Raw genomic sequence first — 26131 nt, 5'->3', positions numbered from 1 at the left:
GCCGCACTACCCCTCCCCATGCCCGGGGTGAGGGCCCCGGCCTCCGACCGGGGGTCTCCTGAACGGTTCGACCGAAAAGGCCGCCTGCTCAGGCGTGAAACGCGCTAACTGACTGGAGGCTTCTCATGCGTCGAGCCCGCTCCCGCGATCGGGGCGGACTCGGAGAAGCCTTGCGGCGACTTAGCCCTGGCGCTGCTTGTGGCGCAGGTTGTCGCAGATCACCATGACGCGACCGTGCCGGCGGATCACCTTGCACTTGTCGCAGATCTTCTTGACGCTCGGCTTTACCTTCATTGTCCTTTGTTCCTCAGACGTCTTACTTGTATCGGTAGACGATCCGCCCACGACTGAGGTCGTAGGGGCTCAGCTCAACGACAACCCGGTCGTCCGGCAGAATCCGGATGTAGTGCATCCGCATCCGTCCGCTGATGTGGGCCAGGACCTTATGGCCGTTGTCGAGCTGCACCCGGAACATGGCGTTCGGGAGCGACTCGACCACAGTGCCCTCGATCTCGATGGCGCCGTCTTTCTTGGCCAAAGAATTCCTCGCGTTTCACTGATCGGTCGTCTGAGGCTCCGGTTCACTACGCAGCCGCGACCTTCACGCTTCGGAGAGAGCGGCGATCAGCGAGGACCGCCGACGCGTGACAAGTCATAGTGAGCCGACTAAGGAGTGTACGACACCTGAGCCAAAAACGCGAAACGCGTGCCAGGTGTCCTGACACAACCATGTAAGAGTGTACCCCACCCGCACAGCCCGAAAGGCCCGCCAGGGGAGAGAGCCCGGCGGACCTTTCGGGAAGGGGACGATCAGTAGATGCGGTGCGTGGGCCCGCAGTATTTCGTGGGGCCGCCCCAGCAGGTGTAGGTGTACAGCTTCTTGATGCCCGGCTGCGACCAGGTCTCGTGGTACGAGCCGTTCCAGCCGCGATAGAAGGAGTGCCAGTTCCCGCCCGAGTAGTACTTGAACCAGACGTAGCCCTTCTTCGGCGTCGACTCCTTGCCGTACCAGTGGGTGTACACCCGGCCGCCGGACTTCCAGGTCTTGCCGTAGGTGTAGGCCTTGCGGTTGCTGGAGTAGTACTTGCCCCAGCTCTTCACCGAACTGGCCGTGGTCTGCGAGGTGGCCGCCTGGGCGGCGGGGGCGGCGAGGGTGAGGCCGGTGACGGCGATCGAGCCGGCGAGGGCGGCGGCCGCGAACAGCTTGCGCATCTTGGGTTCCTCCGGTGAGTGGTGTTGCCGACACCGCTCACGTTAGGAATCCGGACTTATCCGTACTGCGGATGAATGCACACAGTGCACTAGTGCACAAATCCCTACTGCTGCTGCTTGGGCTGGTTGTTGCCGAAGATGGTGCTGATCAGCAGGATCACGCCCCACGGGCCCATGACCCACAGCGGCCAGGGATAGACGTCACCGTTGGAGGTGGAGCTCACGATTAACCAGATCACCCAGTTGATGCCGCTGGCCATCGCCCACGCGCCCCACGCCGCCTTGATGCCCGCGTGCGCGTCGCGCTTCTTCTCGATCTCCTTCGAGACCTTGGGGCGGTTGCGGAGGTCGACCTCCGGCAGGTCGGCGGTCAGCCTGGCCAGCTCACCGTAGGTCTTGGACTTGTAGAGCTGTTCGAGCCGCTCGTTGAACTCGTCCATGGTGATGCGGCCCTGGGCCGTGTGCTCGCGGAGGACGGCGGCGACCCGGTCGCGGTCGCCGTCCGAGGCTCGCATCTCAGGGCTGTTCGCCATCCCACCACTCCCGGTTCAGTTCTGCGAGTGTCCTCCGAGGCGCGATTCGCCCCCGTCCAGGGCGGTAAGCACCCAAGGACCATTATGTGTCACGGCGACGCTGTGTTCGAAGTGCGCGGACGACTTGCCGTCCACGGTCACCACGGTCCACTCGTCGGACAGCACCCGGGTGCGCTCGGTGCCCAGGTTGACCATGGGCTCGATGGCCAGGCACATGCCCTCCTCCAGCACCGGGCCGCGCCCGGGCCGGCCGTGGTTGGCGATCCACGGGTCCATGTGCATCTCGGTGCCGATGCCGTGGCCGCCGTACTCGGGCGGGATGCCGAAGCGGCCCTGCGACTTGACGTACTTCTCGATCTCGAAGCCGATGTCGGACAGGTGCCGGCCGGGCCGCAGCGCCGCGATGCCGCGCCACATGGCCTCCTCGGTCACCCGCATCAGCTCGGTCAGCTTCGGGTCCACCTCGCCGACCGGGACCGTCACGGCCGAGTCGCCGTGCCAGCCGTCCAGGATGGCGCCGCAGTCGATGGAGATGACGTCGCCCTCGCGCAGCTTGCGGGCGTCGGTGGGGATGCCGTGGACCACCTCGTCGTTGACCGAGGCGCAGATCGTCGCGGGGAAGCCCTGGTAGCCCTTGAACGACGGGATCGCGCCCTCGTCCCTGATCGCCTTCTCGGCGATGGAGTCGAGGTCGAGCGGCGTCATCCCCGGCTCGACCGAGCGCTTCAGCAGGTCCAGCGTGCGCCCGACGACCAGCCCGGCCGCGCGCATCTTCTCCAGCTGCTCCGGCGACTTGATCTGGATGCCGTGCCGGTTCCTCTTGAACATGTTCTGCCCCCCATGGGTCTCAACGGGCCACATCGGGGGCCCAATTCCCCCACAATAGCCGCGAGGTGGCACGGAAACCCGTGCCACCTCCGCCTTGTCGATGCCGCAGCTAGCCCATGTAAGGGCTGATCGCCTCCATGGCCCGCCCGGTGACCTCCTCCACGGGGCCGGTCGCGTCGACCCCCACGAGGATGCCCTCCTCCGCGTAGTAGGAGACCAGCGGCGCGGTCTGCTCCTGGTAGACCTCCAGCCGGTGCCGGACGGTCTCCTCTTTGTCGTCGTCCCGCTGGAAGAGCACGCCCCCGCACGCGTCGCACCTGTCGTCCTTCTTGTCGTCGAAGTCGACGTGCCAGATGCGGCCGCACTGGCTGCAGGTGCGCCGGCCGGCCAGCCGCCTGACCACCTCGTCGTCGTCCACGACCAGCTCCAGGACCAGGTCGAGCGCCTGGCCCCAGTCCTTGAGCATGTCGCGCAGGATCTCCGCCTGCGCGACGTTCCTCGGGAACCCGTCGAGCAGGAAACCGTCCTGCGCGTCGGGCTCGGACAGGCGGTCGCGGACCATGGCGATGGTGACCTCGTCGGGCACCAGGTCGCCGCGGTCCATGTAGGTCTTGGCCAGCTTGCCGAGGTCCGTGCCGCCGGAGACGTTGGCACGGAAGATGTCACCTGTCGAGATCTTCGGGATGGACAGGTTCGATGCGATGTACTGGGCCTGAGTCCCCTTACCCGCTCCGGGAGGCCCCACCAGGACGAGACGCACTACCGCAGGAAGCCTTCGTAGTTACGCTGCTGCAGCTGGCTCTCGATCTGCTTAACCGTGTCCAGGCCCACGCCTACCATGATCAGGATACTCGTCCCTCCGAACGGGAAGTTCTGGCTCGCACCGGACACCGCGAGAGCGACGATCGGGACCATGGAGATGAGACCCAGATAGAGCGACCCCGGAGCCGTCAGGCGGGTGAGCACGAAGTTGAGGTACTCAGCCGTCGGGCGACCGGGGCGGATGCCCGGAATGAACCCACCGTACTTCTTCATGTTGTCGGCGACTTCAGCGGGGTTGAACGTAATCGACACGTAGAAGTACGTGAAGAAGATGATCAGCAGGAAGAACGTGGCCATGTAGATCGGCGTGTCGCCGGTGGCGAGGTTCGTCGAGATCCACCTGATGACCGCGTTGTCGCTCGTCTGGAAGAGCGAGGTCACCAGCTGCGGCAGGTAGAGCAGCGAGGACGCGAAGATCACCGGGATGATGCCGGCCTGGTTGACCTTCAGCGGGATGTAGGTCGAGGTGCCGCCGTACATCCGCCGGCCGACCATGCGCTTGGCGTACTGGACCGGGATGCGGCGCTGCGCCTGCTCGACGAAGACCACCGCGGCGATCATGAAGACGCCGACCACCATGACCACCGTGAAGGTGAAGGGGTTGGCCTTGAAGATGTTGACCAGCTCGGACGGGAAGACCGCCACGACCTGGGTGAAGATCAGGATCGACATGCCGTTGCCGACGCCGCGGTCGGTGATCAGCTCACCCAGCCACATGATGACCGAGGTGCCCGCCGTCATGATGACGACCATCGTGACGATGCTGAAGATGTCGTCAGGGTCGAGCAGCACGCTCTGCTGACAGTTCGGGAAGAGCTGACCCGTGCGGGCCAGGGCGATGAAGGCCGTCGACTGCAGGACCGCGAGGCCGATGGTCAGATAACGCGTGTACTGCGTGATCTTGGTCTGGCCGGCCTGGCCTTCCTTCTTCAGCGCCTCCAGTCGTGGAATGACCACGACGAGCAGCTGGAGAATGATGCTCGCGGTGATGTACGGCATGATGCCCAGCGCGAACACTGAAAGTTTCAGGAGGGCGCCACCGCTGAACAGCTGCACCATCCCGTAGATGTTGCCGGTCTCCTGATCAGCGCGCGCCTGGTTGAAACAGGCGGCCAGATTCTGGACGTGAACTCCCGGAGTCGGAAGAACCGAGCCGAGACGGAAAAGCGCGATGATGCCCAGCGTGAAGAGCAACTTCTTGCGCAGGTCCGGCGTCCGGAACGCCCGGGTAAACGCGGTCAGCACGGTCCCTCCTGCGCGCCTATGAGGCGAATTGAGTATGCGATGGTGCGGGGATCTGCCATCTGAGTCTCATTGTCAGAACGAGCCGGACAGAAGCCTGCCGTCTCGCGAACTCTAACGCACTACGGGCGTGGGAGCCCATTGTCAGGGCCCCCACGCCTCGTCATAGCGTTACTACAGCTCGGTAACGGAGCCACCGGCGGCGGCGATCTTCTCCTTCGCCGCGGACGAGAAGGCGTGCGCCTGCACGTTGACCGCGACGGAGATCTCACCGGTGCCGAGGACCTTCACGAGCTGGTTCTTGCGAACAGCACCCTTGGCGACCAGCGCCTCGACGGTGACCTCGCCACCCTCGGGGAACAGCTCACCGATCCGGTCCAGGTTGACGACCTGGTAGGTCGTCTTGAACAGGGCGTTGGAGAAGCCCTTGAGCTTCGGCAGACGCCTCTGCAGCGGCACCTGGCCACCCTCGAAGCCCGGGAGCATCGTGGTGCGGGCGTGCGTGCCCTTGGTGCCCCGACCGGCCGTCTTGCCCTTGGACGCCTCGCCGCGACCCTTGCGGATCTTGGACTTGTTGGCGCCCGGAGCCGGACGGAGGTCGTGAATCTTGAGCGGAGCCTTGTCAGTCATGACTAGTCGACCTCTTCCACCTCGACGAGGTGCGTCACCACGGAGACCATCCCGCGAATCTCGGGACGGTCCTCCTTGACGACGACGTCGCCGATTCGCTTCAGGCCAAGCGAACGCAGCGAGTCACGCTGGTTCTGCTTGCCACCGATCTTCGAGCGAACCTGAGTGATCTTCAGGCGTGCCATGACTAGCTCACCGCCTTAGCGGCCGCGGCCTCCGCCAGGCCCTCGCGCTGAGCCTTGAGCATGGCGGCCGGAGCCACGTCCTCGATCGGCAGGCCACGGCGGGCGGCGATCTCCTCGGGGCGCGAAAGGCCCTTCAGCGCGGCCACGGTGGCGTGCACGATGTTGATCGGGTTGTCGGAGCCGAGCGACTTCGACAGGACGTCGTGGATGCCGGCGCACTCCAGCACCGCGCGCACCGGGCCACCGGCGATGACGCCGGTACCGGCCGAGGCCGGACGCAGGAAGACGACACCGGCCGCCTCCTCGCCCTGCACGGTGTGCGGGATGGTGCCCTGGATGCGGGGCACCTTGAAGAAGTGCTTCTTGGCCTCTTCGACGCCCTTGGCGATGGCCGCGGGCACTTCCTTGGCCTTGCCGTAGCCGACGCCGACCAGGCCGTTGCCGTCACCGACGACGACGAGGGCGGTGAAGCTGAAGCGACGACCACCCTTCACGACCTTGGCCACTCGGTTGATCTTCACTACGCGCTCGATGTACGAGACGCCCTTGTCGGCGGCGCCACCGCGGCGATCGTCACGACGGTCCCGCCGCTCGCCACCGGTGCCGCCACCGCGACGCGGAGCTGCAGCCATCAGTGGTTCCTCATCTCAGCATTTGCGGTCATCAGAATTCGAGCCCACCTTCGCGGGCGCTGTCCGCCAGCGCGGCGATGCGCCCCGCGTAGCGGTTGCCACCGCGGTCGAAGACGACCTTGGTGATCCCGGCTTCCTTGGCCCGCTGAGCGAGGAGCTCGCCGACCTTCTTCGCCTTCTCGGTCTTGTCCGCCTCCAGCGTGCGCAGCGAGGGGTCCATGGTGGACGCGCTCACCAGCGTGTGGCCGACGGAGTCGTCCACGATCTGGACGAACATGTGACGGGTCGAGCGGTTGACGACCAGGCGCGGACGCTCGGCCGTACCGACGACGAACTTGCGGACGCGGCGGTGACGGCGGGCCCGCGAGACGGTGCGGGCAGCCGTGTGCTTGCTGAACGCAGTCTTCGGAGCCATGCCTACTTACCAGCCTTTCCGACCTTGCGGCGGATCTGTTCGCCCTGGTAGCGCACGCCCTTGCCCTTGTACGGGTCAGGCTTGCGCAGCTTGCGGATGTTCGCGGCGACCTCGCCGACCTTCTGCTTGTCGATGCCGTCCACGTGGAACAGCGTCGGCTTCTCGACGCGGAAGGTGACGCCCTCGGGGGCGTCCACGATGACCGGGTGGCTGAAGCCCAGGGAGAACTCCAGCTGCGTCGGGCCCTTGGCCTGGACGCGGTAACCGACGCCGACGATCTCCAGGGACTTCGAGTAGCCCTGGGTCACGCCCTGCACCATGTTGGCGATGAGCGTGCGCGAGAGGCCGTGCAGGGCACGGACCTTGTTCTCGTCGTTGGGACGGGTGACGGCGATGGAGCCGTCGTCGTCGCGACCCACCTGGATGGGCTCCGCGACGTTGTGAGTAAGCGTGCCCTTAGGGCCCTTCACCTGAACGCTCTGGCCGTCGATCGTGATGTCCACGCCACTGGGCACAGGGATGGGCAGCCGTCCGATACGCGACATGCTGGGTTCCTCCCCTCTACCAGACGTAGGCGAGGACTTCCCCGCCCACGCCACGCTTGCCGGCCTGCTTGTCGGTCATGAGGCCGTGGGACGTCGAGATGATCGCGACGCCCAGCCCGCCCAGGACTCGAGGCAGATTGTCCTTCTTCGCATAGACCCGCAGGCCGGGCTTGGAAACCCGGCGCAGACCCGCGAGCGACCGCTCACGGGTCGGCCCGAACTTGAGCTCCACGACAAGGTTCTTGCCAACCTTGGCGTCCTCGACGGTCCAGGCCTGGATGTAGCCCTCCTGCTGGAGGATCTCGGCGATGTGCGCCTTGATCTTCGAGTACGGCATCGACACGCTGTCGTGGTACGCCGAATTCGCGTTGCGCAGACGCGTGAGCATGTCTGCGATCGGGTCGGTCATCGTCATGGCCAGTGGCCTTCCTCGCCGCGGTTTCCAGTCGGCCAAGCAGCGCTCTGCCGGTGGACCTTCGGCGTGGTCACGGACGCCCGCACCGGGCGTCCTGATCCTTGTACTACGAAAATATGAGTGCCTGGTGAGCGGCACAGCCGCCCACCAGGTTACCTACCAGCTCGACTTGGTGATGCCGGGCAGCTCGCCACGGTGCGCCATCTCGCGGAAGCACACGCGGCAGAGCCCGAACTTCCTGTAGACGGCGCGGGGACGGCCGCACCGCGAGCACCGGGTGTAGGCCCGGACCTCGAACTTCTGCTTGCGCCCCGCCTTGGCGATCAGCGACTTCTTCGCCATTGGATCAGGCCTCCTTGAACGGGAAGCCGAGGAGCTTCAGCAGCGCCCGGCCCTGGTCGTCGTTGGTCGCGGTGGTCACGATCGTGATGTCCATGCCGCGCGGCCGGTCGACCTTGTCCTGGTCGACCTCGTGGAACATGACCTGCTCGGTCAGACCGAAGGTGTAGTTCCCGTTGCCGTCGAACTGCTTGGGCGAAAGGCCGCGGAAGTCACGGATACGGGGCAGCGCGAGCGCGAGCAGCCGGTCCAGGAACTCCCACATGCGGTCGCCGCGCAGCGTGACGTGCGCGCCGATCGGCATGCCCTCACGCAGCTTGAACTGCGCGATGGACTTGCGGGCCCGGACGACGGCCGGCTTCTGGCCGGTGATCACGGTGAGGTCGCGAACGGCGCCCTCGATCAGCTTGGAGTCGCGAGCCGCCTCGCCGACACCCATGTTGACCTTGATCTTGACCAGGCCGGGGGTCTGCATGACGTTCTTGATGTCGAACTGCTCGCGCAGCTGCGCCGCGATCTCCTCGCGGTACTTCGTCTTGAGCCGGGGCGTCGGGCGCTCGGTCTCAGTGGTCGTGGCAGTCATCAGCTGTCCTCACCCGTCTTCTCGTCGGCCTTCTTCTCGTCGGCCTTCTTGTCGGCGGGCTTGTCGTCCTTGAGCCTCTTCACGTTCGAGACGTGGATGGGGCCCTCCATGGTCTGCACGCCGCCCGTCTTGGCGCCGCGCGGACCCTGGTGGGTCTCCTTCGCGTGCTTCTTGATCATGTTGACGCCCTCGACGACCACACGGTCCTCGCCCGGGAGCGCGGCGATGACCCGGCCCTTGGCGCCCTTGTCCTTGCCGGCGATGACCTCGACCAGGTCACCCTTCTTCACATGCAGCTTCGGCATTACAGCACCTCCGGGGCGAGCGAGATGATGCGCATGAACTTCTTGTCACGCAGCTCGCGGCCGACCGGGCCGAAGATACGAGTGCCACGAGGGTCACCGCTGTCCTTGATGATGACGGCGGCGTTCTCGTCGAAGCGGATGTAGGAGCCGTCGGGCCGGCGCCGCTCCTTGACCGTGCGGACGATGACGGCCTTGACCACGTCGCCCTTCTTGACGCCCGTGCTGCCCGGCAGCGCGTCCTTGACAGTGGCGACGATCACGTCGCCGATACCGGCGTAGCGTCGGCCCGAGCCGCCGAGCACACGGATGCAAAGGATCTCCTTCGCGCCCGTGTTGTCGGCGACCTTGAGCCGCGACTCCTGCTGGATCACGTTAACTCCTGTTAGTCGCGCCGGTTCTCATCGCTGAGCCTGGCGGAACCTGATGTTGTCTTGTTCCCACGGCCACAGCCCCGCTGGGGCCGCACCGCAGGCGACGCGAGGCCCCGGAGGACCCCGCGTCCTTGGACGCCGTCATGGGGGCTCTGGAGAGCCCCCACGGGGCGCGGTATATGCGAGAGGGCCTTACTTGGCCTTCTCGAGGATCTCCACAACCCTCCACCGCTTGGTGGCGGAGAGGGGGCGGGTCTCCATCAGCAGCACGCGGTCGCCGACGCCGCAGGCGTTGGCCTCGTCGTGCGCCTTGTACTTGGTCGTCCGGCGGATGACCTTGCCGTACAGGCGGTGCTTGACGCGGTCCTCGACGGCGACGACGACGGTCTTGTCCATCTTGTCGCTGACGACGAGGCCCTCGCGCACCTTGCGGAAGTTCCGCTGGGTGCCCTCGGCCTCGGCCGCGCCGGCCTCGGTGCTGGTGGTGGTCTCGTCAGCCATCGCTCGACTCCTTCTCGACCGTGACGATGCCGAGCTCCCGCTCGCGCATCACGGTGTAGATACGGGCGATCTCGCGGCGGACGGCCCGCAGCCGCCCGTGGCTCTCCAACTGACCGGTCGCCGCCTGGAAGCGGAGGTTGAACAGCTCCTCCTTCGCCTCCTTCAGCTTCTGGACCAGGGTGTCCTGGTCCTCGAGCCGCAGCTCGCCGGCGGTCAGGCCCTGTGCCATCACGCCTCACCCACTTCACGCTTAACGATCTTGCACTTCATCGGGAGCTTGTGGATCGCACGCTGAAGCGCCTCGCGAGCGATCGGCTCCGCCACGCCGGACAGCTCGAACATCACGCGTCCGGGCTTGACGTTGGCGATCCACCACTCAGGCGAACCCTTACCGGAACCCATGCGGGTCTCGGCCGGCTTCTTCGTGAGCGGACGGTCGGGGTAGATGTTGATCCACACCTTGCCGCCACGGCGGATGTGACGGGTCATGGCGATACGAGCCGACTCGATCTGGCGGTTGGTCACGTAGGAGTGCTCAACGGCCTGAATGCCGAACTCGCCGAACACGACCCTGGTGCCGCCCTTGGCGGCTCCGCTGCGGTCGGGCCGGTGCTGCTTGCGGTGCTTGACCCTGCGCGGGATCAGCATGGTCAGCTCCCTTCAGCACCCGGCTGCGCGGCCGGGCCGGTCTCGGGGGCGGCCTGCGCGGCCGCCTCGGTGCGGGGGGCGCGGCCGCCGCGACGTGCGCGGTCGCCGCCACGGCGCGGACGGTCGCCGCCACCGCGACGGTCGTCACGCTCACGGCGCTGGCCGGCCCGGGCGCCGGCGGCAGCCGCCTCGCGCTCGGCGCGGCTGGTCGGAGCCTCGCCCTTGTAGATCCAGACCTTCACGCCGATGCGGCCGAAGGTAGTGCGGGCCTCGTAGAAGCCGTAGTCGATGTCCGCGCGGAGGGTGTGCAGCGGCACGCGGCCCTCGCGGTAGAACTCCGACCGGGACATCTCGGCGCCGCCCAGACGACCGGAGCACTGGACACGGATGCCCTTGGCGCCGGACTTCATGGCCGACTGCATCGCCTTGCGCATGGCGCGGCGGAACGAGACACGGCTGGACAGCTGCTCGGCCACGCCCTGCGCGACGAGCTGCGCGTCGATCTCCGGGTTCTTGACCTCGAGGATGTTGAGCTGGACCTGCTTCTTGGTCAGCTTCTCCAGGTCACCGCGGATGCGGTCGGCCTCGGCGCCGCGACGGCCGATCACGATGCCGGGACGCGCGGTGTGGATGTCCACCTGCACGCGGTCCGTGGTGCGCTCGATCTCGACCTTGGAGATGCCGGCCCGCTCCATGCCCTTCTGGAGCATGCGGCGGATCGACACGTCCTCGGCGACGTAGGACTTGTACAGCTTGTCGGCGTACCACCGGCTCTTGAAGTCGGTCGTGATGCCGAGGCGGAACCCGTGCGGGTTAACCTTCTGGCCCACTATCGGGTCCTTCCCTTCGGCTCGCGGGACTCCACGATCACGGTGATGTGGCTCGTCCGCTTGTTGATCCGATAGGCACGACCCTGTGCACGCGGGCGGAACCGCTTCAGCGTCGGGCCCTCGTCGACCCAGGCCCGGCTGACGACGAGCGTCTGCGGGTCGAGGTCGAAGTTGTGCTCGGCGTTCGCCATGGCGCTGCTGAGCACCTTGTAGATCGGCTCGCTCGCCGACTGGGGAGCGAACTGCAGCACGGCCTGCGCCTCCGAAGCGGGCAGCCCGCGAATGAGGTCCACCACACGGCGGGCCTTCTGGGGCGTGACGCGGACGAACCGCGCCTGAGCCCTGGCTTCCATCGCTTACTCCTCTGAATGCTTCTGAAGGCGTCTATCGCCGGCTGCGCCGGTCTTCCTTGACGTGGCTGCGGAACGTCCGCGTCGGGGCGAACTCTCCGAGCTTGTGGCCGATCATCGACTCGGTGACGAACACCGGGACGTGCTTACGGCCGTCGTGCACGGCGATCGTGTGCCCGAGCATGTCGGGAACGATCATGGAGCGCCGCGACCACGTCTTGATGACGTTCTTGGTGCCCTTCTCGTTCTGGGCGTCCACCTTCTTCTGCAGGTGGTCGTCCACGAAGGGACCCTTCTTAAGGCTACGTGGCATTTCGGCTGCTCCTACCGCTTCTTCCTCTTGCTGCGACGCCGGATGATCAGCCGGTCGCTGGCCTTGTTCGCCTGGCGGGTGCGGCCCTCGGGCTTGCCCTTCGGGTTCACCGGGTGGCGACCACCGGAGGTCTTGCCCTCACCACCACCGTGCGGGTGGTCGACGGGGTTCATCGCGACACCGCGGACGGTGGGGCGCTTGCCCTTCCACCGCATACGGCCGGCCTTGCCCCAGTTGATGTTGGCCTGCTCGGCGTTGCCGACCTGGCCGACCGTCGCCCGGCAGCGCACGTCGACCATGCGCATCTCACCGGACGGCATACGCAGGGTGGCGTACTGGCCTTCCTTGGCGAGCAGCTGGATCTGGGCGCCGGCGGAGCGACCGAGCTTGGCGCCGCCGCCCGGACGGAGCTCCACCGCGTGGATGAAGGTACCGGTCGGGATGTTGCGCAGCGGCAGGCAGTTGCCCGTCTTGATGTCGGCCGCGGGGCCGTTCTCGATGCGGTCGCCCTGCTTGAGGCCCGTCGGCGCGATGATGTAGCGCTTCTCACCGTCGGCGTAGTGCAGCAGAGCGATGTTGGCGGTGCGGTTGGGGTCGTACTCGATGTGAGCGACCTTCGCCGGGATGCCGTCCTTGTCATGCCTACGGAAGTCGATGATCCGGTAGGCGCGCTTGTGGCCGCCGCCCTGGTGGCGTGCGGTCACCCGGCCGTGCACGTTGCGGCCGCCCTTGTTGTGAAGGGGCGCAAGCAGCGACTTCTCGGGCTCGCTGCGAGTGATCTCGGAGAAGTCCGAGACACTCGATCCGCGGCGACCGGGAGTCGTCGGCTTGTATTTACGGATGCCCATCTTTTTCGTTCATCCTTCGTCGGTTACATGGATGAGCCCGCCGCACGAGCGTGCGGCGGTCTCACCCCGCGGACCTCGGGGGCCCGCTCTATCTTCTGGCTGCTAGCCGATCTGACCGAAGATGTCGATCCGATCGCCCTCGACCAGGCTCACGATCGCGCGCTTGGTGTCGGGACGCTTGCCGTAGCCGGTGCGGGTGCGCTTGCGCTTGCCCTGCCGGTTGATCGTGTTCACGCTGGTGACCTTGACCCCGAAGATCTGCTCGACGGCGATCTTGACCTGGGTCTTGTTCGCGGTCTTCTTCACCAGGAACGTGTACTTGTTGTTCTCGTCGATCAGGCCGTAGCTCTTCTCGGAGACGACCGGCTTGATGATGACGTCGCGCGGGTCGGCGATCTTGTCCATCAGGCCTCTTCCTTCCCGCTGTTGCTCAGGCGAGCGACGACCTGGTCGTAGGCCTCCTGGGTGAAGACCACGTCGTCGTGCACGAGCACGTCGTAGGTGTTGAGCTGCCCGGAGTCCAGCAGGTGGACCTCGGGGGCGTTGCGCAGGCTCAGCCAGGTCAGCTCGTCGGCCTCGTCGACCACGACGAGGACGCGCGGAGCCTGGGTGATCTTGCGCAGGGCCTCCAGCGCCGACTTGGTCTTCGGGGTCTCCCCCGTGACCAGCGAGCTGACCACGTGCACGCGGCCGCCGCTCGCGCGGTCGGACAGCGCGCCGCGCAGCGCGGCGGACTTCATCTTCTTGGGCGTGCGCTGGGAGTAGTCGCGCGGCACGGGGCCGTGGACGACGCCACCGCCGGCGAACTGCGGCGCGCGGGTCGAGCCCTGACGGGCGCGGCCGGTGCCCTTCTGGCGGTACGGCTTCTTGCCGCCGCCGGAGACCTCACCACGGGTCTTGGCCTTGTGGGTGCCCTGCCGGCGAGCGGCGAGCTGGGCCACGACCACCTGGTGGATCAGCGGAACGTTGACCTTGGCCCCGAAGATGTCCTCGGGGAGGTCGACGGTGCCGGTCTTCGCGCCGCTGGCGTCGAGGACGTCAATAGTGGTGCTCACTTGGCAGCCCCCTTCTTGGCAGCGGTACGGACGAGGACCAGGCTGCCGTTGGCGCCGGGAATCGCACCCTTGATGAGGATGAGACCCTTCTCGGCGTCCACGGCGTGAACCTTGAGGCTCTGCACGGTGGTGCGGACGTTGCCCATCCGGCCAGCCATGCGCAGACCCTTGAAAACGCGGCCCGGGGTGGCGCAGCCACCGATGGAACCCGGCGAGCGGTGCTTGCGCTGCGTACCGTGCGACGCGCCCAGACCACCGAAGCCGTGCCGCTTCATGACACCGGCGAAGCCCTTGCCCTTGCTCTTGCCCGTCACGTCGACGAACTGGCCGGCCTCGAAGGTGTCGGCCAGCAGCTCCTGGCCGATGGTGTAGTCGCTCGCGTCGTCGGTGCGGATCTCCGCGAAGTAACGGCGCGGGGTGATGTCGTGCTTGCGCAGGTAGTCGCCGAGCGGCTTGTTGACCTTCCGGGGGTCGACCTGCCCGTAGCCGAGCTGGACGGCGGTGTAGCCGTCCTTCTCCGCGGTGCGGACCCGGGTCACCACGCACGGACCGGCCTCGACCACGGTCACCGGTACGATCCGGTTGTCCGCGTCGAAGACCTGGGTCATGCCGAGCTTCTTGCCCAGGACGCCCTTGATCGTCTTAGCCATGTCAGTGCGTTCCCTCAGAGCTTGATCGAAATGTCGACACCCGCGGGGAGGTCGAGCCGCATGAGCGAGTCGACCGTCTTGGGGGTCGGGTCGATGATGTCAATCAGCCGCTTGTGCGTGCGCATCTCGAAGTGCTCGCGGCTGTCCTTGTACTTGTGCGGCGAGCGGATGACGCAGTACACGTTCTTCTCGGTCGGCAGCGGCACCGGGCCCGCGACCTTCGCGCCAGTCCGCGTCACCGTCTCGACGATCTTCTTGGCCGAGCTGTCGATGACCTCGTGGTCATAGGCCTTAAGCCGGATGCGGATCTTCTGTCCCGCCATAGTGGCCTCGGTGTCCTTCGCTGTCGTCTGAAAAAGTATCGTGCGGCCTGTTGCCGCTATGTCAGTGCAGGTCGATGCCTGCTTTGACCCCACGAGGCAGACGTAGTCGATCTGCCTTTTCTTCCGTGATCCGGCAGTGACTTCGGTCACTGGGGCCGAATTCACTGCTGGATCACGGCGCCTTTTGCGCGAGGTCCACGTGGAACGGCGGTCGGGCCCGGGATTCGGGGCCCGACCGCCGCCCCCACGGTCTGGCTACTTGATGATCTTCGTGACCCGACCGGCGCCGACGGTGCGGCCACCCTCACGGATCGCGAACTTCAGGCCTTCCTCCATGGCGATGGGCTGGATCAGCTCAACGCGCATCTCGGTGTTGTCGCCCGGCATGACCATCTCGGTGCCCTCGGGGAGGTTCACCACGCCGGTCACGTCCGTCGTACGGAAGTAGAACTGCGGGCGGTAGTTGTTGAAGAACGGCGTGTGCCGGCCGCCCTCGTCCTTGGACAGGATGTAGACCTGGCCCTCGAACTCGGTGTGCGGGGTGGTCGTGCCCGGCTTGATGATGCACTGGCCGCGCTCGACGTCGTCGCGCTTGATGCCGCGGAGCAGCAGGGCGGCGTTGTCACCGGCGTGACCCTCGTCGAGCATCTTGTTGAACATCTCGATGCTGGTGACGGTGGTCGTCGTCTTCTCCGGCTTGATGCCGATGATGTCGACCTGCTCGTTGACCTTGACGATGCCGCGCTCGATACGGCCGGTGACGACCGTGCCGCGACCGGTGATCGAGAAGACGTCCTCGACCGGCATGAGGAACGGCTTCTCCGTCTCACGCGGCGGCTCGGGGACGTTCTCGTCCACGGCGTTCATGAGCTCGATGATGCTGTCGGCCCACTTCTCGTCGCCCTCGAGGGCCTTGAGCGCGGACACACGCACCACGGGCAGGTCGTCGCCGGGGAACTCCTGCGCCGACAGCAGCTCGCGGACCTCGAGCTCGACGAGCTCCAGGATCTCCTCGTCGTCCACCATGTCGGACTTGTTGAGGGCCACGACGATGTAGGGGACGCCGACCTGGCGGGCCAGGAGGACGTGCTCCTTCGTCTGCGGCATCGGGCCGTCGGTGGCGGCGACCACGAGGATGGCGCCGTCCATCTGAGCGGCACCGGTGATCATGTTCTTCACGTAGTCGGCGTGACCGGGGCAGTCCACGTGGGCGTAGTGGCGCTTCTCGGTCTGGTACTCGACGTGCGCGATGGAGATCGTGATGCCGCGAGCCTTCTCCTCCGGCGCCTTGTCGATCTTGTCGAACGGGGTCGCCTTGTTGAGCTCGGGGTAACGGTCGTGAAGCACCTTGGTGATCGCCGCGGTCAGCGTGGTCTTGCCGTGGTCGATGTGTCCAATGGTGCCGATGTTCATGTGCGGCTTGGTCCGCTCGAACTTGGCCTTGCCCACTGGTTCTCTCCTTAGAGAATCTGACTGACTTTCGTCTACACACTCGGGCCCGGGAGAACCCAGACCCCTAGGCGGCGGGGTGGCTCGCACCACCCCGCCAGGGACCGGAACTACTCGCCCCGGGCCTTCGCGACGATCTCCTTGGCGATGCCCGGAGGCACCTCCGCGTAGGAGTCGAACTGCATGCTGTAGCTCGCGCGCCCCTGCGTCTTGCTACGCAGGTCGCCCACGTAGCCGAACATCTCAGACAGCGGCACGAGCGCCTGGACGACACGGGCGCCGGCCCGCTCGTCCATCGCCTGGATCTGCCCGCGGCGACCGTTGAGGTCACCGATGACATCACCCATGTAGTCCTCGGGCGTGGTGACCTCGACGGCCATCATCGGCTCGAGAAGAACGGCGTCCGCCTTGCGCGCGGCCTCCTTGAAGGCCATCGAGCCGGCGATCTTGAAGGCCATTTCCGAGGAGTCGACGTCGTGCGCGGCACCGTCCTGGAGCGTCACCTTCACGCCCACCATCGGGTAGCCGGCCAGCACGCCGAACTCGGCGGCCTCCTGAGCGCCCGCGTCGACCGACGGGATGTACTCCCTCGGGACACGGCCACCCGTGACCTTGTTCTCGAACTCGTAGCCGTCGTTGCCCTCGCCGAGCGGCTCGAGGTCGATGATCACCCGCGCGAACTGACCGGAACCACCGGTCTGCTTCTTGTGGGTGTAGTCGACCTTCTCCACCTTGCGGCGGATGGTCTCGCGGTAGGCGACCTGCGGGCGGCCGACGTTGGCCTCGACCTTGAACTCGCGACGCATCCGGTCGACGAGGATCTCCAGGTGAAGCTCGCCCATGCCCCAGATGACCGTCTGACCGGTCTCCTCGTCACGGCGGACCTGGAAGGACGGGTCCTCCTCGGCCAGCCGCTGGATCGCGGTGGACAGCTTCTCCTGGTCGCCCTTGGTCTTGGGCTCGATCGCGACGTTGATGACCGGGGCCGGGAACGTCATCGACTCGAGCACGACCTGGTTGGACGGGTCGGACAGGGTGTCGCCGGTCGTGGTGTCCTTCAGACCCATGACCGCGACGATCTGACCAGCGATCGCCGACGGGCGCTCCTCGCGCTTGTTGGCGTGCATCTGGTAGATCTTGCCGATCCGCTCCTTCTTGCCCTTCACAGAGTTGATGACCTGTGAACCGGACTCGAGCGTGCCCGAGTAGATGCGGATGTAGGTGATCTTGCCCAGGTGCGGGTCGCTGGCGATCTTGAAGGCCAGGGCCGAGAAGGGCTCGGCCGGGTCCGCGTGCCGCTCGATGACCTTGTCCTCGTTGCCGACCGCGTGGCCCTTGAAGGCCGGGATGTCGGTCGGCGCCGGAAGGTAGGCGACGATGGCGTCGAGCAGGGGCTGCACGCCCTTGTTCTTGAACGCGGTGCCGCACAGCACCGGGTTGATGGCGCTGGCCAGCGTCGCGCGGCGCAGGGCCGCGACCAGCTGCTCCTCGGAGGGCTCGGTGCCCTCGAGGAAGAGCTCCATCAGCTCGTCGTCGTTCTCGGCGACCGTCTCGATGAGGCGGTCGCGCCACTCACGGGCCGCGTCGGCGTGGTCGGCCGGGATGTCGACGGTGTCGTACATCTCGCCCTTGGCCGCCTCGGCGCTCCAGAGCAGGGCCTTCATCTTGATCAGGTCGATGACGCCCTTGAAGTCGGCCTCGACGCCCAGCGGGAGCTGGATGACGGCCGGCGTGGCGCCCAGACGGCTGACCATCATGTCGACGCAGCGGTGGAACTCCGCGCCGACCCGGTCCATCTTGTTCACGAAACAGATGCGCGGGACGTTGTAGCGGTCCGCCTGGCGCCACACCGTCTCTGACTGGGGCTCAACACCGGCGACGCCGTCGAACACGGCGACCGCGCCGTCGAGGACGCGGAGCGAACGCTCCACCTCGATGGTGAAGTCGACGTGACCCGGGGTGTCGATGATGTTGATCGTGTGACCGATCCACTCGCAGGTCGTCGCGGCAGACGTGATGGTGATGCCGCGCTCCTGCTCCTGCTCCATCCAGTCCATGGTGGCTGCGCCCTCGTGGACTTCACCGAGCTTGTAGTTGATGCCGGTGTAGAACAGGATGCGCTCGGTCGTGGTGGTCTTGCCCGCGTCGATATGGGCCATGATCCCGATGTTGCGGACCTTGGCCAGGTCAAGAGCGGTCGTAGCGGCCACTGTAACTCGCGTCCTCGTCGTCTCGTCGGACCCGCCGGGTTACCAGCGGTAGTGGGCGAAGGCCTTGTTGGACTCGGCCATCTTGTGGGTGTCCTCGCGCTTCTTGACGCTCGCCCCGAGGCCGTTGCTGGCGTCGAGGAGCTCGTTCATGAGGCGCTCGGTCATGGTCTTCTCGCGGCGGGCGCGGGAGTACTGCACCAGCCAGCGCAGGGCCAGGGTGGTGCTGCGCGCGGCGCGCACCTCGACCGGCACCTGGTAGGTCGCGCCACCGACGCGGCGGCTGCGGACCTCGAGGGTGGGCTTGACGTTGTCGAGCGCGCGCTTCAGGGTGACGACCGGGTCGTTGCCGGTCTTCTCCCTGCAGCCCTCGAGGGCGCCGTACACGATCGACTGGGCGATGGAACGCTTGCCGTCGAGGAGGACCTTGTTGATCAGAGCGGTAACCAGGGGCGAGCTGTAGACCGGGTCGGCCATGAGCTGCCGACGGCCAGGAGAACCCTTACGAGGCATTGTTAGCTCTTCTCCTTCTTCGCGCCGTAGCGGCTGCGGGCCTGCTTGCGGTTGCGGACACCCTGGGTGTCCAGCGAACCGCGGATGATCTTGTAGCGAACACCAGGCAGGTCCTTCACACGACCGCCACGCACGAGCACGATGGAGTGCTCCTGAAGGTTGTGACCCACACCGGGGATGTAAGCCGTGACCTCGATGCCGTTCGTGAGCCGAACGCGGGCCACCTTGCGCAGTGCCGAGTTGGGCTTCTTCGGAGTCGTGGTGTAAACGCGCTGGCAGACGCCGCGCCGCTGCGGACTCCCCTTGAGGGCAGGAGTCTTGGTCTTGGAGACCTTGTCCTGCCGGCCCTTGCGGACCAACTGCTGAATAGTGGGCACTGCCACTCCGTTTCGTGCCTTGGCCGGTGTCACGTCATTGGTGGTGCTTTTCGCAGGCACTGCCGGTGTCATGACCTGCTGATTTTCTCCGTCCCGGTGCCCCCGCGCTCGGGCGTGTCGCGTTGTTCACGCAGACTTCCCGCGAGGTTTACGAGCCGGAAGACCGTCCTGCGCTTGTCATGAGCGCACGGTCGAGAGCCCGCATGAGAACGGGCACGATGCTCAAGACTACCCAGGCCCGAGCGACACGTCAAAACGGCGCAGCATGACCAGCAAGCCATGCTGCTCCGGGTCGTCGGGGCCCTGCTTCATCAGGCGTCTCGCATGCGGCCCGTCCCACAGCTCCCGGGTAATGATATAGGCCCTGACGAGCTCTCGTTCGCGGTACGGCGAACCGTCACCGTACCGCGACCGGAAACGACGCCCCCGCGGGCCTGAGCGCCCCGGAGAAGCGACGCGCCCGGGCCCCTCGGCAGAGGGGCCCGGGCGCGCCGTACGTCGCGGATTTACCGGTTGTACTGGCCGAAGTCGTACTCCTCCAGCGGCACGGCCTCGCCGCTGCCGGTGCCGAAGGTGTAGTCGGCCGCCGAGCCGTCGTAACCGCCGACGGTGTACATGGCAGCCTTGGCCTCCTCGGTCGGCTCCACCCGGATGTTGCGGTATTGGGGCATGCCCGTGCCGGCCGGGATGAGCTTACCGATGATGACGTTCTCCTTCAGGCCCAGGAGCGAGTCGGACTTGGCGTGGATCGCCGCGTCCGTCAGGACCCTGGTGGTCTCCTGGAAGGAGGCCGCCGACAGCCACGACTCGGTGGCCAGCGAGGCCTTGGTGATGCCCATGAGCACCGGACGGCCCGCGGCCGGGCTGCCGCCCTCGGCCACCGTCTCGCGGTTCATCTGCTCGAACCTCGGCCGCTCGACGAGCTCGCCGGGCAGCAGGTCGGTGTCGCCGGACTCCAGGACGTTGACCCGCTTGAGCATCTGCCTGACGATGATCTCGATGTGCTTGTCGTGGATCGACACACCCTGCGAGCGGTAGACCTGCTGGACCTCCGCCACCAGGTGCAGCTGCACGGCCCGCGGGCCGAGGATGCGCAGCACCTCGTTGGGGTTGACCGCACCGGCCACGAGCTGGGTGCCGACCGAGACGCGGTCGCCGTCCTGCACGAGCAGGCGCGAACGCATCGAGACCGGGTAGGCGATCTCCTCCGAGCCGTCGTCCGGAGTGATGACGATCTTCCTGGTCTTGTCGGTCTCGTCGATCCTCGCCCGGCCCTCGGCCTCGGAGATCGGGGCGACACCCTTGGGGATGCGCGCCTCGAACAGCTCCGTGACACGGGGCAGACCGTGGGTGATGTCGGCGCCCGCCACACCACCGGTGTGGAAGGTCCGCATCGTCAGCTGCGTGCCGGGCTCACCGATCGACTGGGCGGCGATGATGCCGACCGCCTCGCCGACGTCCACGAGCTTGCCGGTCGCCAGCGAGCGGCCGTAGCAGGTGGCGCAGACACCGATCTTCGCCTCGCACACCAGCGCGCTGCGGGTGCGCACGGTCTCGACGCCGGCCTCGACCAGCTTCGTGACGTGGGTGTCGTTGATGTCGACGCCCGCCGGCACGATGACCTTGCCGTCGACCTCGACGTCCTCGGCCAGGATGCGCCCGTGCACGTTGGACTCGGCGTTCTCCGCCTTGACCAGGTTGCCCGAGGCGTCCCTGTCGCCGACGTGCAGCGGGACCGCGCGGTCGGTGCCGCAGTCGATCTCACGCACGATGACGTCCTGCGCGACGTCCACCAGACGACGGGTCAGGTAGCCCGAGTCGGCGGTGCGCAGCGCGGTGTCGGCGAGACCCTTCCGCTGACCGTGGGTGGAGATGAAGTACTCCAGCACCGACAGGCCCTCGCGGAACGAGGCCTTGATCGGCCGCGGGATCGTCTCACCCTTGGTGTTGGACACCAGGCCGCGGATGCCGGCGATCTGGCGGACCTGCATCTTGTTGCCTCGGGCGCCGGAGTTGACCATCATCCAGACCGGGTTGGTCGCCGGGAAGGCGTTGACCATGTCGGTCTCGACGTCGGCCGTCGCGTGCGTCCAGATCTCGATGAGCTCCTGACGGCGCTCCTCGTCGGTGATCAGACCGCGCTCGTACTCGCGCTGGACCTTGTCGGCCCGGCGCTCGTAGTTCTCCATGATGTCGGTCTTGTTCGGCGGCGCGACGACGTCCTCGATCGAGATCGTGACGCCGGAGCGCGTCGCCCACCGGAAGCCGGCGTCCTTGAGCGCGTCGAGCGAAGCGGCGACCTCGATCTTCGGGTAGGTCTCCGCCAGCTCGTTCACGATCTGGGACAGCTGCTTCTTGCCGACCTGGAAGTCGACGAACGGGTAGCTGACCGGCAGCGTCTGGTTGAACAGGCACCGCCCGAACGTGGTCTCCAGCCGGACCGGGTCGCCCTGCTCCCAACCCTCGGGAGCCACCCAGGCGCGCGGCGGCAGGACGTCCTTGAGCCGGATCTGGATCTTGGCCTGGATGTCCAGCTCGCGGCGGTCGAAGGCCATCTGCGCCTCGGCCACCGAGCCGAACACCCGGCCCTCGCCCTTCGCGCCTTCCTTCATGGTCGTCAGCCAGTAGAGGCCGATGACCATGTCCTGGGTCGGCATGGTGACGGGCTTGCCGTCGGCCGGCTTGAGGATGTTGTTGGTCGAGAGCATCAGGATGCGCGCCTCGGCCTGGGCCTCGGCCGACAGCGGCAGGTGCACGGCCATCTGGTCGCCGTCGAAGTCCGCGTTGAACGCGGTGCAGACGAGCGGGTGGATCTGGATGGCCTTGCCCTCGACGAGCTGCGGCTCGAACGCCTGGATGCCCAGGCGGTGGAGCGTCGGAGCGCGGTTGAGCAGCACGGGGTGCTCGGTGATGACCTCTTCGAGCACGTCCCACACCACCGGGCGGGCGCGCTCGACCATCCGCTTGGCCGACTTGATGTTCTGGGCGTGGTTGAGATCGACCAGCCGCTTCATCACGAACGGCTTGAACAGCTCCAGCGCCATCTGCTTGGGCAGGCCGCACTGGTGCAGCTTGAGCTGCGGGCCGACGACGATGACCGAACGGCCGGAGTAGTCGACTCGCTTGCCCAGCAGGTTCTGGCGGAACCGGCCCTGCTTGCCCTTCAGCATGTCGCTGAGGGACTTGAGCGGACGGTTGCCGGGGCCGGTGACCGGGCGGCCGCGCCGGCCGTTGTCGAACAGCGCGTCCACGGCCTCCTGGAGCATCCGCTTCTCGTTGTTCACGATGATCTCGGGCGCGCCGAGGTCGAGCAGACGCTTGAGGCGGTTGTTCCGGTTGATGACCCGGCGGTAGAGGTCGTTGAGGTCGGAGGTCGCGAAGCGGCCACCGTCGAGCTGCACCATCGGACGCAGGTCCGGCGGGATCACCGGGATGCAGTCGAGCACCATGCCGCGCGGCGAGTTGGTGGTGTTGAGGAACGCCGACACCACCTTGAGCCGCTTGAGCGCGCGGGCCTTCTTCTGGCCCTTGCCGCTGCGGATCGTCTCGCGGAGGTTCTCGGCCTCGGCGTCGAGGTCGAAGCCGATCAGGCGGTCCTGGATGGCCTGAGCGCCCATGCCGCCCTTGAAGTAGCGGCCGAAGCGGTCGCGCATCTCGCGGTAGAGCAGCTCGTCGCCCTCGAGGTCCTGGACCTTGAGGTTCTTGAAGCGGCTCCAGACCTCCTCCAGCCGGTCCAGCTCGCGCTGGGCCCGGTCACGGAGCTGACGCATCTCGCGCTCGGCGCCCTCACGGACCTTGCGGCGCTGGTCGCCCTTGGCGCCGGCGGCCTCGAGCTCGGCCAGGTCGGTCTCGAGCTTCTTCTGCCGGGACTCGACGTCGGCGTCACGGCGCTGCTCGATGTGCTGCCGCTCGACGGAGATCTTCGCCTCCAGCGAGGGCAGGTCACGCTCACGCATCTCGGTGTCGACATGCGTGATCATGTAGGCCGCGAAGTAGATGACCTTCTCCAGGTCCTTCGGGGCCAGGTCGAGCAGGTAGCCGAGACGCGACGGGACGCCCTTGAAGTACCAGATGTGCGTGACCGGCGCGGCCAGCTCGATGTGGCCCATCCGCTCACGACGCACCTTGGCGCGGGTCACCTCGACGCCGCAGCGCTCACAGATGATGCCCTTGAAGCGGACGCGCTTGTACTTGCCGCAGTAGCACTCCCAGTCGCGGGTCGGACCGAAGATCTTCTCGCAGAAGAGCCCGTCCTTCTCCGGCTTGAGGGTGCGGTAGTTGATGGTCTCCGGCTTCTTGACCTCGCCGTGCGACCACTGACGGATGTCGTCGGCCGTCGCCAGCCCGATCCGAAGCTCGTCGAAGAAGTTGACGTCCAGCATTATGTGCGATCTCCCCCTCAGACTTCTTCCACGCTGCTCGGCTCACGCCGGGACAGATCGATGCCGAGCTCCTCCGCGGCGCGGAAGACGTCCTCGTCGGTGTCGCGCATCTCGATGGACATGCCGTCGCTGGAGAGCACCTCGACGTTGAGGCACAGCGACTGCATCTCCTTGATGAGGACCTTGAAGGACTCCGGGATGCCGGGCTCGGGGATGTTCTCGCCCTTGACGATGGCCTCGTAGACCTTCACGCGGCCGAGGACGTCGTCGGACTTGATGGTCAGGAGCTCCTGCAGGGCGTAGGCGGCGCCGTACGCCTCCAGCGCCCACACCTCCATCTCACCGAAGCGCTGGCCACCGAACTGGGCCTTACCGCCGAGCGGCTGCTGGGTGATCATGGAGTACGGGCCGGTCGACCGAGCGTGAATCTTGTCGTCGACCAGGTGGAGCAGCTTGAGGATGTAGATGTAGCCGACCGAGATCGGGTACGGGAACGGCTCACCGGAGCGGCCGTCGAACAGCTGGGCCTTGCCGGAGGGCTGGACCATCCGCTGGCCGTCGCGGTTGGGCACGGTGTTCTGGAGCAGACCGACGATCTCCTCCTCGTGCGCGCCGTCGAAGACCGGGGTGGCGACGTTGGTGCGCGGCTCGACCTGGCCGAAGCCCTTGTCGCGCAGCCGCTCGGCCCACGCCTCCTGGACACCCGAGATGTCCCAGCCACGGGCGGCGATCCACCCGAGGTGGGTCTCCAGCACCTGGCCGACGTTCATTCGGCCGGGCACGCCCAGCGGGTTGAGGATGATGTCGACCGGGGTGCCGTCCTCCAGGAACGGCATGTCCTCGACCGGCAGGATCTTGGAGATGACGCCCTTGTTGCCGTGCCGGCCGGCCAGCTTGTCGCCGTCGGTGATCTTGCGCTTCTGCGCGACGTAGACGCGGACCAGCTCGTTGACGCCCGGAGGAAGCTCGTCGCCCTCCTCGCGGGAGAACACCCGGACGCCGATGACCTTGCCGGACTCGCCGTGCGGCACCTTCAGCGAGGTGTCACGGACCTCGCGGGCCTTCTCGCCGAAGATCGCGCGAAGCAGCCGCTCCTCCGGAGTCAGCTCGGTCTCGCCCTTCGGGGTGACCTTGCCGACCAGGATGTCGCCGGGGACGACCTCGGCGCCGATGCGGATGATGCCGCGCTCGTCGAGGTCGGCCAGCACCTCCTCGGAGACGTTCGGGATGTCCCGCGTGATCTCCTCGGGGCCCAGCTTGGTGTCGCGGGCGTCGACCTCGTGCTCCTCGATGTGGATCGACGACAGCACGTCGTCCTGCACCAGGCGCTGGGACAGGATGATCGCGTCCTCGTAGTTGTGGCCCTCCCACGGCATGAACGCCACCAGGAGGTTCTTGCCCAGCGCCATCTCGCCCTGGTCGGTGCAGGGGCCGTCGGCGATGACCTGGTTGACCTCCACCCGGTCGCCCTCGGCGACGATGGGCTTCTGGTTGAAGCTGGTGCCCTGGTTGGAACGCTTGAACTTGGCGACACGGTAGGTGGTGCGCGTGCCGTCGTCGTTCATGACGGTGACGTAGTCGGCGGAGACCTCCTCGACCACGCCGGCCTTCTCGGCGCTGATGACGTCGCCGGCGTCGGTCGCGGCGCGGTATTCCATGCCGGTGCCGACCAGCGGCGCCTCGCTCTTGAGCAGCGGCACCGACTGGCGCTGCATGTTGGAGCCCATGAGCGCGCGGTTGGCGTCGTCGTGCTCGAGGAACGGGATCATCGCCGTCGCGACCGACACCATCTGGCGCGGCGACACGTCGATGTAGTCGACCTCCTCGGCACGGGCGAGCTCGGTCTCACCGCCCTTGGTGCGGACCAGGACGCGGGCCTCGGCGAACGAGCCGTCGGGGTTGAGCGCCGTGTTGGCCTGCGCCTTGACGTAGCGGTCCTCCTCGTCGGCGGTCAGGTAGTCGACCTGCTCGGTCACCTTGCCGTCGACGACCTTGCGGTAGGGCGTCTCGACGAAGCCGAAGGCGTTGATGCGGCCGTAGGAGGCCAGCGAGCCGATCAGGCCGATGTTGGGGCCTTCAGGGGTCTCGATCGGGCACATCCGGCCGTAGTGGGACGGGTGCACGTCACGGACCTCGAAGCCGGCCCGCTCACGGGACAGACCACCGGGGCCCAGCGCGGACAGACGCCGCTTGTGCGTCAGGCCGGCGAGCGGGTTGGTCTGGTCCATGAACTGCGACAGCTGGGAGGTGCCGAAGAACTCCTTGATCGACGCCACGACCGGCCGGATGTTGATCAGGGTCTGCGGCGTGATCGCCTCGACGTCCTGCGTCGTCATCCGCTCGCGCACGACCCGCTCCATGCGGGCCAGGCCGAGCCGGACCTGGTTCTGGATCAGCTCGCCGACGCTGCGCAGGCGGCGGTTGCCGAAGTGGTCGATGTCGTCGATCTCGACGATCACCTCACCGTTGGCCCCCGGCATCGACTCCTCGCCGGCGTGCAGCCGGACGATGTACTCGATCGTGGCGACGATGTCCTCTTCGGTCAGGGTGCCCTGCGTGATCTCCGCGTCGACCCCGAGCTTCTTGTTGATCTTGTAGCGGCCCACCTTCGCCAGGTCGTACCGCTTG

34 protein-coding genes are annotated in these 26131 nt (G+C 66.7%); all 34 read right to left on the bottom strand.

The annotated features are described in order from the left end of the window. Positions 1–180: 180 nt before the first annotated feature. Complete coding sequence (rpmJ, locus tag ABD292_RS39245) at positions 181–294, bottom strand: 50S ribosomal protein L36 (RefSeq protein ID WP_003956441.1); 114 nt, start codon at positions 292–294, stop codon at positions 181–183. Between the two features lie 22 nt (positions 295–316). Further along, positions 317–538, bottom strand: coding sequence for a translation initiation factor IF-1 (gene infA, locus ABD292_RS39240; RefSeq protein WP_012887858.1), 222 nt, complete (start codon positions 536–538; stop codon positions 317–319). Positions 539–810: 272 nt separating this feature from the next. After that, a complete protein-coding gene (locus ABD292_RS39235; protein WP_344216675.1) occupies positions 811–1212 on the bottom strand; it encodes a hypothetical protein in 402 nt (133 codons plus the stop codon). A 104-nt stretch (positions 1213–1316) separates the two neighbouring features. Then, positions 1317–1745, bottom strand: coding sequence for a DUF1707 SHOCT-like domain-containing protein (locus ABD292_RS39230; protein WP_344216673.1), 429 nt, complete (start codon positions 1743–1745; stop codon positions 1317–1319). Between the two features lie 15 nt (positions 1746–1760). Further along, a complete protein-coding gene (gene map / locus ABD292_RS39225; protein WP_344216671.1) occupies positions 1761–2573 on the bottom strand; it encodes a type I methionyl aminopeptidase in 813 nt (270 codons plus the stop codon). Between the two features lie 109 nt (positions 2574–2682). Continuing rightward, positions 2683–3333 (bottom strand): adenylate kinase, encoded by a 651-nt coding sequence (locus ABD292_RS39220; protein ID WP_344216669.1) that lies wholly within the window; start codon positions 3331–3333, stop codon positions 2683–2685. Beyond that, a complete protein-coding gene (secY, locus tag ABD292_RS39215) occupies positions 3333–4640 on the bottom strand; it encodes a preprotein translocase subunit SecY (RefSeq protein WP_344216667.1) in 1308 nt (435 codons plus the stop codon). The genes ABD292_RS39220 and secY overlap by 1 nt, the downstream gene beginning before the upstream one ends. 171 nt (positions 4641–4811) lie before the next feature. Next, a complete protein-coding gene (gene rplO / locus ABD292_RS39210; protein WP_329585533.1) occupies positions 4812–5267 on the bottom strand; it encodes a 50S ribosomal protein L15 in 456 nt (151 codons plus the stop codon). A 2-nt stretch (positions 5268–5269) separates the two neighbouring features. Further along, positions 5270–5452: a 50S ribosomal protein L30 gene (gene rpmD, locus ABD292_RS39205; RefSeq protein WP_080043226.1), complete on the bottom strand. Its 183-nt coding sequence runs from the start codon at positions 5450–5452 to the stop codon at positions 5270–5272. A gap of 2 nt (positions 5453–5454) precedes the next feature. After that, the gene (rpsE, locus tag ABD292_RS39200; RefSeq protein WP_103960875.1) at positions 5455–6084 is read right to left on the bottom strand and encodes a 30S ribosomal protein S5; all 630 of its coding nucleotides are present in this window, start codon (positions 6082–6084) and stop codon (positions 5455–5457) included. Positions 6085–6115: 31 nt separating this feature from the next. Further along, complete coding sequence (gene rplR / locus ABD292_RS39195; protein WP_091090113.1) at positions 6116–6499, bottom strand: 50S ribosomal protein L18; 384 nt, start codon at positions 6497–6499, stop codon at positions 6116–6118. A 2-nt stretch (positions 6500–6501) separates the two neighbouring features. Next, a complete protein-coding gene (rplF, locus tag ABD292_RS39190) occupies positions 6502–7044 on the bottom strand; it encodes a 50S ribosomal protein L6 (protein ID WP_344216665.1) in 543 nt (180 codons plus the stop codon). Between the two features lie 16 nt (positions 7045–7060). Further along, positions 7061–7459 carry a 30S ribosomal protein S8 gene (gene rpsH, locus ABD292_RS39185; RefSeq protein ID WP_020542297.1) on the bottom strand — a complete coding sequence of 133 codons (399 nt, stop codon included), beginning with the start codon at positions 7457–7459 and terminating at the stop codon, positions 7061–7063. A gap of 156 nt (positions 7460–7615) precedes the next feature. Further along, positions 7616–7801, bottom strand: a complete 186-nt coding sequence (locus ABD292_RS39180; protein WP_020542298.1) for a type Z 30S ribosomal protein S14 — start codon at positions 7799–7801, stop codon at positions 7616–7618. Positions 7802–7805: 4 nt separating this feature from the next. After that, entirely contained in the window at positions 7806–8381 is a 576-nt protein-coding gene (rplE, locus tag ABD292_RS39175) for a 50S ribosomal protein L5 (RefSeq protein ID WP_344216662.1), read from the bottom strand. Continuing rightward, complete coding sequence (gene rplX, locus ABD292_RS39170) at positions 8381–8677, bottom strand: 50S ribosomal protein L24 (protein WP_344217050.1); 297 nt, start codon at positions 8675–8677, stop codon at positions 8381–8383. The genes rplE and rplX overlap by 1 nt, the downstream gene beginning before the upstream one ends. Positions 8678–8685: 8 nt before the next feature. Then, positions 8686–9057: a 50S ribosomal protein L14 gene (gene rplN / locus ABD292_RS39165; protein ID WP_026214151.1), complete on the bottom strand. Its 372-nt coding sequence runs from the start codon at positions 9055–9057 to the stop codon at positions 8686–8688. A gap of 192 nt (positions 9058–9249) precedes the next feature. Then, the gene (rpsQ, locus tag ABD292_RS39160) at positions 9250–9558 is read right to left on the bottom strand and encodes a 30S ribosomal protein S17 (RefSeq protein WP_344216660.1); all 309 of its coding nucleotides are present in this window, start codon (positions 9556–9558) and stop codon (positions 9250–9252) included. Continuing rightward, complete coding sequence (gene rpmC, locus ABD292_RS39155; RefSeq protein WP_344216658.1) at positions 9551–9787, bottom strand: 50S ribosomal protein L29; 237 nt, start codon at positions 9785–9787, stop codon at positions 9551–9553. Before rpmC ends, rpsQ begins: the two co-directional genes overlap by 8 nt. Continuing rightward, positions 9787–10206 carry a 50S ribosomal protein L16 gene (gene rplP / locus ABD292_RS39150; protein WP_080043233.1) on the bottom strand — a complete coding sequence of 140 codons (420 nt, stop codon included), beginning with the start codon at positions 10204–10206 and terminating at the stop codon, positions 9787–9789. Before rplP ends, rpmC begins: the two co-directional genes overlap by 1 nt. Positions 10207–10208: 2 nt before the next feature. Then, positions 10209–11036 (bottom strand): 30S ribosomal protein S3, encoded by an 828-nt coding sequence (gene rpsC / locus ABD292_RS39145; RefSeq protein ID WP_344216656.1) that lies wholly within the window; start codon positions 11034–11036, stop codon positions 10209–10211. Beyond that, the gene (rplV, locus tag ABD292_RS39140; protein WP_020542306.1) at positions 11036–11389 is read right to left on the bottom strand and encodes a 50S ribosomal protein L22; all 354 of its coding nucleotides are present in this window, start codon (positions 11387–11389) and stop codon (positions 11036–11038) included. Before rplV ends, rpsC begins: the two co-directional genes overlap by 1 nt. Before the next feature lie 31 nt (positions 11390–11420). After that, the gene (gene rpsS / locus ABD292_RS39135; RefSeq protein ID WP_030451498.1) at positions 11421–11699 is read right to left on the bottom strand and encodes a 30S ribosomal protein S19; all 279 of its coding nucleotides are present in this window, start codon (positions 11697–11699) and stop codon (positions 11421–11423) included. An 11-nt stretch (positions 11700–11710) separates the two neighbouring features. Further along, positions 11711–12547, bottom strand: coding sequence for a 50S ribosomal protein L2 (rplB, locus tag ABD292_RS39130; protein ID WP_020542308.1), 837 nt, complete (start codon positions 12545–12547; stop codon positions 11711–11713). Positions 12548–12649: 102 nt separating this feature from the next. After that, complete coding sequence (gene rplW / locus ABD292_RS39125; RefSeq protein ID WP_329585558.1) at positions 12650–12952, bottom strand: 50S ribosomal protein L23; 303 nt, start codon at positions 12950–12952, stop codon at positions 12650–12652. Further along, entirely contained in the window at positions 12952–13602 is a 651-nt protein-coding gene (rplD, locus tag ABD292_RS39120) for a 50S ribosomal protein L4 (protein ID WP_344216652.1), read from the bottom strand. Before rplD ends, rplW begins: the two co-directional genes overlap by 1 nt. Beyond that, positions 13599–14252 carry a 50S ribosomal protein L3 gene (gene rplC, locus ABD292_RS39115; RefSeq protein WP_329585564.1) on the bottom strand — a complete coding sequence of 218 codons (654 nt, stop codon included), beginning with the start codon at positions 14250–14252 and terminating at the stop codon, positions 13599–13601. Before rplC ends, rplD begins: the two co-directional genes overlap by 4 nt. Before the next feature lie 14 nt (positions 14253–14266). Beyond that, a complete protein-coding gene (gene rpsJ / locus ABD292_RS39110) occupies positions 14267–14575 on the bottom strand; it encodes a 30S ribosomal protein S10 (protein WP_012887830.1) in 309 nt (102 codons plus the stop codon). 255 nt (positions 14576–14830) lie between these two features. Then, the gene (gene tuf, locus ABD292_RS39105; RefSeq protein WP_020542312.1) at positions 14831–16024 is read right to left on the bottom strand and encodes an elongation factor Tu; all 1194 of its coding nucleotides are present in this window, start codon (positions 16022–16024) and stop codon (positions 14831–14833) included. A gap of 110 nt (positions 16025–16134) precedes the next feature. Beyond that, entirely contained in the window at positions 16135–18183 is a 2049-nt protein-coding gene (fusA, locus tag ABD292_RS39100; RefSeq protein WP_371251248.1) for an elongation factor G, read from the bottom strand. Between the two features lie 90 nt (positions 18184–18273). Further along, a complete protein-coding gene (gene rpsG / locus ABD292_RS39095; RefSeq protein WP_020542314.1) occupies positions 18274–18744 on the bottom strand; it encodes a 30S ribosomal protein S7 in 471 nt (156 codons plus the stop codon). Positions 18745–18746: 2 nt separating this feature from the next. Further along, positions 18747–19121, bottom strand: coding sequence for a 30S ribosomal protein S12 (rpsL, locus tag ABD292_RS39090; protein WP_020542315.1), 375 nt, complete (start codon positions 19119–19121; stop codon positions 18747–18749). Positions 19122–19627: 506 nt separating this feature from the next. Beyond that, complete coding sequence (locus ABD292_RS39085; RefSeq protein WP_344216644.1) at positions 19628–23503, bottom strand: DNA-directed RNA polymerase subunit beta'; 3876 nt, start codon at positions 23501–23503, stop codon at positions 19628–19630. A 17-nt stretch (positions 23504–23520) separates the two neighbouring features. Then, a partial coding sequence (gene rpoB, locus ABD292_RS39080; protein WP_344216642.1) for a DNA-directed RNA polymerase subunit beta occupies positions 23521–26131 on the bottom strand: 2611 nt, incomplete at its 5' end.

This window comes from Nonomuraea bangladeshensis, assembly GCF_039529455.1.
Taxonomy (GTDB): Bacteria; Actinomycetota; Actinomycetes; order Streptosporangiales; family Streptosporangiaceae; genus Nonomuraea; species Nonomuraea bangladeshensis.
The sequence above is the reverse complement of the archived record's forward strand: the minus strand, read 5'-3'. Positions and strand labels throughout refer to the sequence as shown.